Below are 6,661 nucleotides of genomic sequence, written 5' to 3' on the forward strand. Positions count from 1 at the left end.
GTGGTGGCCCCCCTGCGGAGTCCCCAATACTTCGACCGGATCAGCCCGGGTCTGTAAAGTTGCGCTTGGCACGCTCGAGATCATCGTGGCGACCCACGTCAACCCATTCATCCTCCAGCACGAAGACACCGATTGCATGGTGCGCGTTGATCAGGGAGCGCAGCAGGTCCGGCATGTCCAGCACCTGATCCTTCGGGATGCGTGCCAGCACCTGCGGTGACAGCACGTAGATGCCCGCGCTGATGAGGTTGTCATAAACGGGTTTCTCGACGATGCCCTGCAGGCAGCCGGCGTGCATTTCGATCACGCCGTAAGGTACTTCCACGCGGTGCGCGCGGGCGCATACCGTGGCGCTGCGTCCGCCTGCGGCGTGAAAGTCCACCAAATGGCCGAAATCGATTCCCGACAAGATGTCCCCGTTGGTGACGACCAGCGGGTGCGTGTCGCCCGGAGGCAGCAAGGACAGGGCGCCGGCCGTGCCCAGAAAGTCCTTTTCGCGGACATAGCGGATGCGGCAGCCGAAGGCCGTACCGTCGCCGAAATAGTCCTCGATCACATGGCCCAGGTAATTGATCGCGAAGCTGAATTCCCGAAAACCGTGATGCCTGAGGCGCAGCAATATCCATTCAAGAATCGGCTTGCCGCCCAGCTGCACCATGGGTTTTGGCAGGTCCTGCGTGATCGGCAGCAGCCGCTTGCCCTTGCCACCGGCCATGACCACCACGTGGTTCGGCCGCTCGCCATGCTGCAGACCGAGCAGCAGGTCGTGCACGGCGATGCCGGTCACCAGGCCCTCGGGGGTGACCAGCGGCACCTGCTTGATCTCCAGCACCTGCATGGCGTGCAATATTTTCTGGCGCGACGAGTGGGCCGGCAGCACATAGGGCTGTCGGTGCATGATCTGGCTGACCGGTGTTTCCAGGCTGTGCCCATGCAGCAGGCCGCGGCGCACGTCGCCGTCGACCACGCAGCCGCTGAGCTTGCCTTGGGCGTTCACGACCAGCGCGATCTTGGCCTGCGCCTGGTCGAGGATCCGCAGGGCCTGCAAGACCGGGGCCTGCTCCGGCAGCATGTTGCGTGTGGCGTCGAGCAGCATGGCAGGCTAGGCGGGCAGCAGCGGAAGGCCCAGGCGCACGCTCGACGGCAGGCTGATGATGCGCTGCGCCAGCGATTCGGTGCGCGGCAGCGGGCTGCGGGGATGGTGGTGGTACATGGGCAGCAGGTGCAGTGGTTGCCACACGGGTCGGCATTGCAGGCCGGCGCCGTGCAAGGCCTGCAGCGTGGTGTCGAGCCAGCCGGGGTCGGCGTTCTCGGCCAGCAGCGTCACCAGCCAGTAATTGCTCTCGGTACCGGGCGGCGACGGCAGGATGCGCAGTCCGCTCAGGCCGGTGAAGGCCCGCGCGTAGGCCGCAGCCAGCGCCCGCTTGGCAGCCAGGAAGCGGGGGGCCTGTTCGAGCTGCGCGCAGCCCAGCGCAGCGTTGAGGTTGGGCATGCGGTAGTTGTAGCCGACCTCATCGTGCAAAAAGGCCCAGGCATGGGGTTGCTTGGCCGCAGTCGTCAAATGTTTCAGGCGCAGGTACAGGTCCTCGTCGTTGGTCGTGACGCCGCCGCCGCCGCCGGTGGTAATGATCTTGTTGCCGTTGAAGCTGAAGACGGCGGTGTGCCGGCCGCCGACGGGGCGTCCGTCCACGGTGGAGCCGAGCGCCTCGGTCGCGTCTTCGATCAGTTGCAGCCCCCATTCCTGGGCGATCGCGGCCAGTTCCTCGAGCCGGCACGGGTGGCCGAAGACATGCACGGGCATCAGCGCACGGATCCGTCGGCCCGTCAGCCGGTTCACCGTGTGGCCGCTTTGGCGCAGGGCGACGCCTTCCAGATGGCTGCGAAGGGCCACCGGGTCGACGCCCAGCGCGCTTTCTTCGACATCGACGAAATGCGGCACCGCGCCGGCGTGCACCACTGCGTTCGCGGTGGCCACGAAGGTCAGCGCGGGGACCAGCACCTCGTCGCCGGCCTGCACGCCCGAGACCATCAATGCCGCGTGCATGGCGCAGGTGCCATTCACCATGACCACTGCGTGCTGCGCGCCGCAGAACGCGGCCAGGTCGTTTTCGAAGCGGTTGACGAAGGAGCCGACCGAGGACACCCAGCCCGCGTCGATGCAGGATGTGACGTAGGCATTTTCATGGCCGACGAACAGCGGCTCATGCAGCGCAACCGGGCGTGGTGCATTGCCGAGCACCGCCGTGATGGCGGCGATGATCTCAGACGACGTAGCGCTGTGCGTCATGGTAGTGGCTGCGGTTGTGCGGGTTGGCGAACCATTCCAGACTGCGGGTCAGGCCCTGCCTGAGGCCATCCCGGCCGGCCAGGGTGCTTTGCCAGCCGAGCAGCGCACGGGCCTTTGCCGGGTCGCAGACCAGCCGCTCGACCTCGCTTGCGGCGGGGCGCAAGCGGGCCGGTTCGGTTTCAACTGCCAAGGGTTTGCCGGTGATCTCGGCGATCAGTCGGACCGCGTCGCCGATGGATACCTCGTGCCCGCTGCCAAGCTGGATGACCTCGCCCACGGCCTTGTCGCTGTCCAGGATGGCGAGCAGGCCGGCGACGGTGTCGGTCACGAAATTGAAGTCGCGCGTCGGCGACAAGGCCCCCAGGCGCAGCGCAGGCGCGGCGCTCAGGGCTTGCAGCATGATGGTGGGCAGGACTGCGCGCAGGCTCTGGCGCGGGCCATAGGTGTTGAACGGCCGCGCGGTCGCCACCGGTGTGCCGAAGGCGCAGTAGTAGCTGTGGGCCATCTGGTCGGCGCCGATCTTGCTGGCCGCGTAGGGCGATTGGGCGGCGAGTGGATGGGTTTCTGCGATGGGTACGATCCGGGCGCTGCCGTAGACCTCCGAGGTCGAGGTGTGCACCACCTTCCCGACGCCCAAGTCGCGCGCTGCCTGCAGCACATGCAAGGTTCCGGTGACGTTGGTGTCCACATAGGACGCGGGCGCCTGGTACGAGTAGGGAATGGCGACCAAGGCCGCCAAGTGCATGACGGCGTCGCAACCGCGCATCGCCTCGCGCACCGACAATGCGTCGCGGACGTCGCCCATGACCAGGTCGATCTTGCTGCGCGTGGCGTCGGGCAGCGTATCGAGCCAGCCGTAGTGACCGAATGCGTTGTACCAGGCCATGGCGCGGACGTGGCGCCCCTGTGCCACCAAGGCTTCGACGAGGTGCGAGCCTATGAACCCCTCAGCGCCTGTGATCAGGATGTTCTGGAACGGTGGCATCAGGACAAATAGTTTGCTTTTGGGCGGGTACTATACAAGCCCGCGTCCTTCCGGAGGCCGTTTTGGCTGGCATTCGAATCATTCCCCGACTCGACATCAAGGGGCCCAAGCTCATCAAGGGTATCCATCTCGAAGGCCTGCGGGTCGTCGGCGATCCCCATGCGTTCGCCCTTGACTATTACGGCCAGGGAGCCGACGAGCTGGTCTTCATGGACATCGTGGCCAGTTTGTACCAACGCAACAACTTGGCCGATATCATCCAGCGGGCTGCCGACCAGATATACGTGCCCATCACGGTGGGCGGTGGTATCCGCTCACTGGAGGACGTACGCACCATGCTGCATTCCGGCGCCGACAAGGTGGCCATCAACACCGCGGCCGTGGCCCGGCCCGCGCTGATCACCGAGGTTGCGCAGCGCTTCGGCTCTCAGTGCATGGTGCTGTCCGTCGAAGCCAAGCGCAAATCCGGGGGTGGCTGGGAGGCTTTCGTCGACAACGGCCGCGAGCATACGGGGCTGGACGTCGTCGAGTGGGTCGAACGAGCAGTGGCCCTGGGGGCTGGCGAGATCATGTTGACCTCAGTCGATCAGGAGGGCACGCGCAGAGGCTTCGACGTGGACTTGGTGCGCACCGTGGCTGGCTGCGTCAGGGTGCCCATCATTGCCAGCGGCGGTTATGGCTGCCCCTCGGACCTGAAACAGGCGGCCGACGCCGGTGCCTGCGGTTTGGCGATCGCGGATGCGCTGCATTGGAGGCGCGCGGGTGTTGCCGAGTTGAAGGCCCACGCGCGAGCTGCTGGCCTGGAGGTGCGCCTGTGAGCGGTCTGGCGGTCACCGTCATGGATTACGGAATCGGTAATCTGCTCAACGTAGTCCGTGCCTTGCAGCACTGTGGTGCCAGCGTCAGGGTGGTGGAGTGCGCCACCGCGGTGCCAGCGCTGCCCGAGCGTCTCGTGCTCCCGGGCGTCGGCGCTTTCATGGGCGGCATGGCGGAGATGCGCCAGCGCGGGTTCGACGACCTGGTGCGGCGCTTTGGCGCCACGGGCCGACCCTTTCTGGGTATTTGCGCAGGGGTCCAGATGCTGTTTGACGTCGGGGAGGAGTTCGGCGAGCACCCCGGGCTGGGTCTGATTCCAGGCCGTGTGAAGCCTGTTGCCGAAGCCACGCCGGCCGGTGGCTCGCACCGCATCCCGCATATCGGATGGAGTGCCCTGGGCCGTTCGGCGGCCCGGCCGACCTGGGCGCATTCGCCGCTGGCACAAATGCCCGAGGGGGAGAGCGTGTACTTCGTGCATTCCTTCGCCCCTGTTCCTGCGAACGAGGCGCACCGCCTGGCCGATACCTTCTACGACGGCGTGCGCATCTGTGCGGCGGTCGGCAGGGACAACATCTGGGGCTGTCAGTTTCATCCGGAGCGCAGCGGTGAACACGGCCTTGGCGTGCTGCGGTCTTTCCTGGCCCTGTGAGGGGGGCCCATGCAATTGCCGCGCCCGGCCCTGGTGCTCTTCATCGCTGACTTGGCGTTGGCGCTGGCGGCTTGGTGGCTGGCTTTCTGGCTGCGTTTCAATCTGGACGTTCCCGAGGAATTTGTCCAACTGGCCCAGGCGAGCAGTTCCTGGTGTGTGTTCGCTTACGGGGCCGGTTTCGCGTTCGCCCGGGTTTACCGCCAAGTCTGGATCTATACCGGTCTGCCCGAACTGCGCCAATTGGTCGTCGGCATTGCCCTGGGCGGCATACTGACTGCGGCGGGTATCTTGATGCTCAGGCTGCCGGCGTTTCCGCGCTCGGTCCTGCTGTTGCAACCGCTGATCGCCTTGGTGCTGATGGGCGCTGCCAGGGCGGTTTTACGCACGCTGGACGAACGGCGCCTGGTGCTCAAGCATGGCAAGCCGGTGCTGATTCTTGGCATGTTGCAGGAGGCATCGGACGCGCTGCGGGCCCTCAAGGGATCGGCGCAATGGCAGCCGGTGGGCATTTTGTCGCCGCAGCCCGCCGAGGTGGGCCGGTCGTTGCAGAGCGTGCGGGTCTGGGGGACGCCGGCCGAGACCGCGCGCATTGCGCAGTCGCTGGCGGTACAGGCCTTGCTCGTGGCCAGCCCGCCGGGCGCCCCGGGCCGGCGCGAGATGCTGCTGCAGGCCGCCGACGCCGGACTGGCGCTGCTGACGCTGCCACGGCCGGACGAATGGCTCAAGGGCGACGGCGTCGCCGTGCCGCGCAGGCTGGAATTGGAGGACCTGCTCGGCCGTGACCCCGTGCAACTGGACGTGGCCAGCCTGTCGGGCTTGCTGTCGGGACAAACCGTGCTGGTAACGGGCGCTGGCGGATCCATAGGCTCCGAGCTGTGCCGTCAGGTTGCGCGCTTCGGTGTGCGTCGGCTGGTGTGCGCCGACATCTCCGAATTTGCCATCTACCAGTTGGAGCAGGAACTGCGCGCGGCCCACCCGCAGATGCAGGGCATGTACTACACCGCGAACGTGCGCGAGCCCGAGCGCCTGCTGGCCATCGCAAACAAGCACCGCCCGGCCGTGGTTTTTCATGCCGCTGCGTACAAGCATGTGCCCTTGATGGAGGAGCTCAACGAGATCGAGGCGCTGCGCACCAACGTGGCCGGCACCTGGCACGCGGCGCGTGCAGCGGGGGTTTGCGGGGCCGGGCGTTTCGTGATGATCTCCACCGACAAGGCGGTGAACCCGACGAACGTGATGGGGGCCAGCAAGCGGCTGGCCGAGTTGATGGTGCAAAGCGCTGCGCAGGGGTTCCCGGGCACGCACTATGTCTCGGTGCGCTTTGGCAATGTGCTGGGTTCGAGCGGCTCGGTGGTGCCGCTGTTTACCCGGCAGATTGCCGCCGGGGGACCGGTCACCGTGACGCATCCGGACATCGTGCGCTACTTCATGACGATTGCGGAAGCCGCGCAGCTGGTACTGCAAGCCGGCTCGATGGGGCGTTCGGGGCAGATCTTCGTGCTCGACATGGGCGAGCCGGTGAAGATCATCGAGTTGGCCCGGATGATGATCCGGCTGTCCGGAAAAACCGAGTTGGAAATCCCGATCAGCTACACGGGTCTGAGGCCCGGCGAGAAATTGTTCGAGGAACTGCTGGCGAATGACGAGACCAGTGTGGCAACGCCGCATCCCAAGCTCAGGATCGCCAAGACCTCGCGGCAGGCGCTAACGGACGCCAAGGCGGTGCTGCAATGGATCGCCGATGCTGATCCTGAACCAGAGGACCGGGCCCTGCGTGCGTGGCTCAGGACGCTGGTGCCGGAATACGTGCTTCGATGACATGGGGCTGCGCGACAAGGACACTACCCGGCAATCCCCGCCCGCTCCAGCATATCCCCCACCAGTTCCAGCCGTACCAGCGGATTGTCCAGCGCCATCAGCCTTT

6 protein-coding genes and 1 pseudogene are annotated in these 6,661 nt (G+C 66.1%); 3 read left to right on the forward strand and 4 right to left on the reverse strand.

Annotated elements, in window-relative coordinates:
* Positions 1–40 precede the first annotated feature (40 nt).
* From VTU_RS0116130 to VTU_RS0116140, 3 genes are read right to left on the reverse strand one after another with little or no spacing between them, the layout of a single operon-like run.
* Complete coding sequence (locus tag VTU_RS0116130; RefSeq protein WP_010106045.1) at positions 41–1,096, reverse strand: nucleotidyltransferase family protein; 1,056 nt, start codon at positions 1,094–1,096, stop codon at positions 41–43.
* A gap of 6 nt (positions 1,097–1,102) precedes the next feature.
* Positions 1,103–2,287 (reverse strand): LegC family aminotransferase, encoded by a 1,185-nt coding sequence (locus tag VTU_RS0116135; protein ID WP_010106047.1) that lies wholly within the window; start codon positions 2,285–2,287, stop codon positions 1,103–1,105.
* Positions 2,262–3,272, reverse strand: a complete 1,011-nt coding sequence (locus VTU_RS0116140) for an NAD-dependent 4,6-dehydratase LegB (RefSeq protein WP_010106049.1) — start codon at positions 3,270–3,272, stop codon at positions 2,262–2,264. Before VTU_RS0116140 ends, VTU_RS0116135 begins: the two co-directional genes overlap by 26 nt.
* Before the next feature lie 62 nt (positions 3,273–3,334).
* On the opposite strand from VTU_RS0116140, the gene hisF reads away from it, so the two are divergent.
* Genes hisF through VTU_RS0116155 form a run of 3 tightly spaced genes read left to right on the forward strand, consistent with a single transcriptional unit; the run spans position 3,335 to position 6,555 of the window.
* Positions 3,335–4,090: an imidazole glycerol phosphate synthase subunit HisF gene (hisF, locus tag VTU_RS0116145; protein WP_010106051.1), complete on the forward strand. Its 756-nt coding sequence runs from the start codon at positions 3,335–3,337 to the stop codon at positions 4,088–4,090.
* A complete protein-coding gene (gene hisH / locus VTU_RS0116150) occupies positions 4,087–4,737 on the forward strand; it encodes an imidazole glycerol phosphate synthase subunit HisH (RefSeq protein ID WP_010106053.1) in 651 nt (216 codons plus the stop codon). Before hisF ends, hisH begins: the two co-directional genes overlap by 4 nt.
* A 9-nt stretch (positions 4,738–4,746) precedes the next feature.
* A complete protein-coding gene (locus VTU_RS0116155; RefSeq protein WP_010106055.1) occupies positions 4,747–6,555 on the forward strand; it encodes a polysaccharide biosynthesis protein in 1,809 nt (602 codons plus the stop codon).
* 23 nt (positions 6,556–6,578) lie between these two features.
* Here VTU_RS0116155 and VTU_RS34975 read toward each other — a convergent pair.
* Positions 6,579–6,661 (reverse strand): annotated as a pseudogene (locus VTU_RS34975) (LON peptidase substrate-binding domain-containing protein); the annotation flags it as partial.

This window comes from Verminephrobacter aporrectodeae subsp. tuberculatae At4, assembly GCF_000193225.1.
Classification (GTDB): domain Bacteria; phylum Pseudomonadota; class Gammaproteobacteria; order Burkholderiales; family Burkholderiaceae_C; genus Acidovorax; species Acidovorax aporrectodeae.

Excerpts from the sequence above, each read along its gene's own strand:
- VTU_RS0116135 (WP_010106047.1), bottom strand. The coding sequence starts at position 2,287 with ATGACGCACAGCGCTACGTCGTCTGAGATCATCGCCGCCATCACGGCG.
- VTU_RS0116140 (WP_010106049.1), bottom strand. The coding sequence starts at position 3,272 with ATGCCACCGTTCCAGAACATCCTGATCACAGGCGCTGAGGGGTTCATA.
- VTU_RS0116130 (WP_010106045.1), bottom strand. The coding sequence starts at position 1,096 with ATGCTGCTCGACGCCACACGCAACATGCTGCCGGAGCAGGCCCCGGTC.
- VTU_RS0116155 (WP_010106055.1), top strand. The coding sequence starts at position 4,747 with ATGCAATTGCCGCGCCCGGCCCTGGTGCTCTTCATCGCTGACTTGGCG.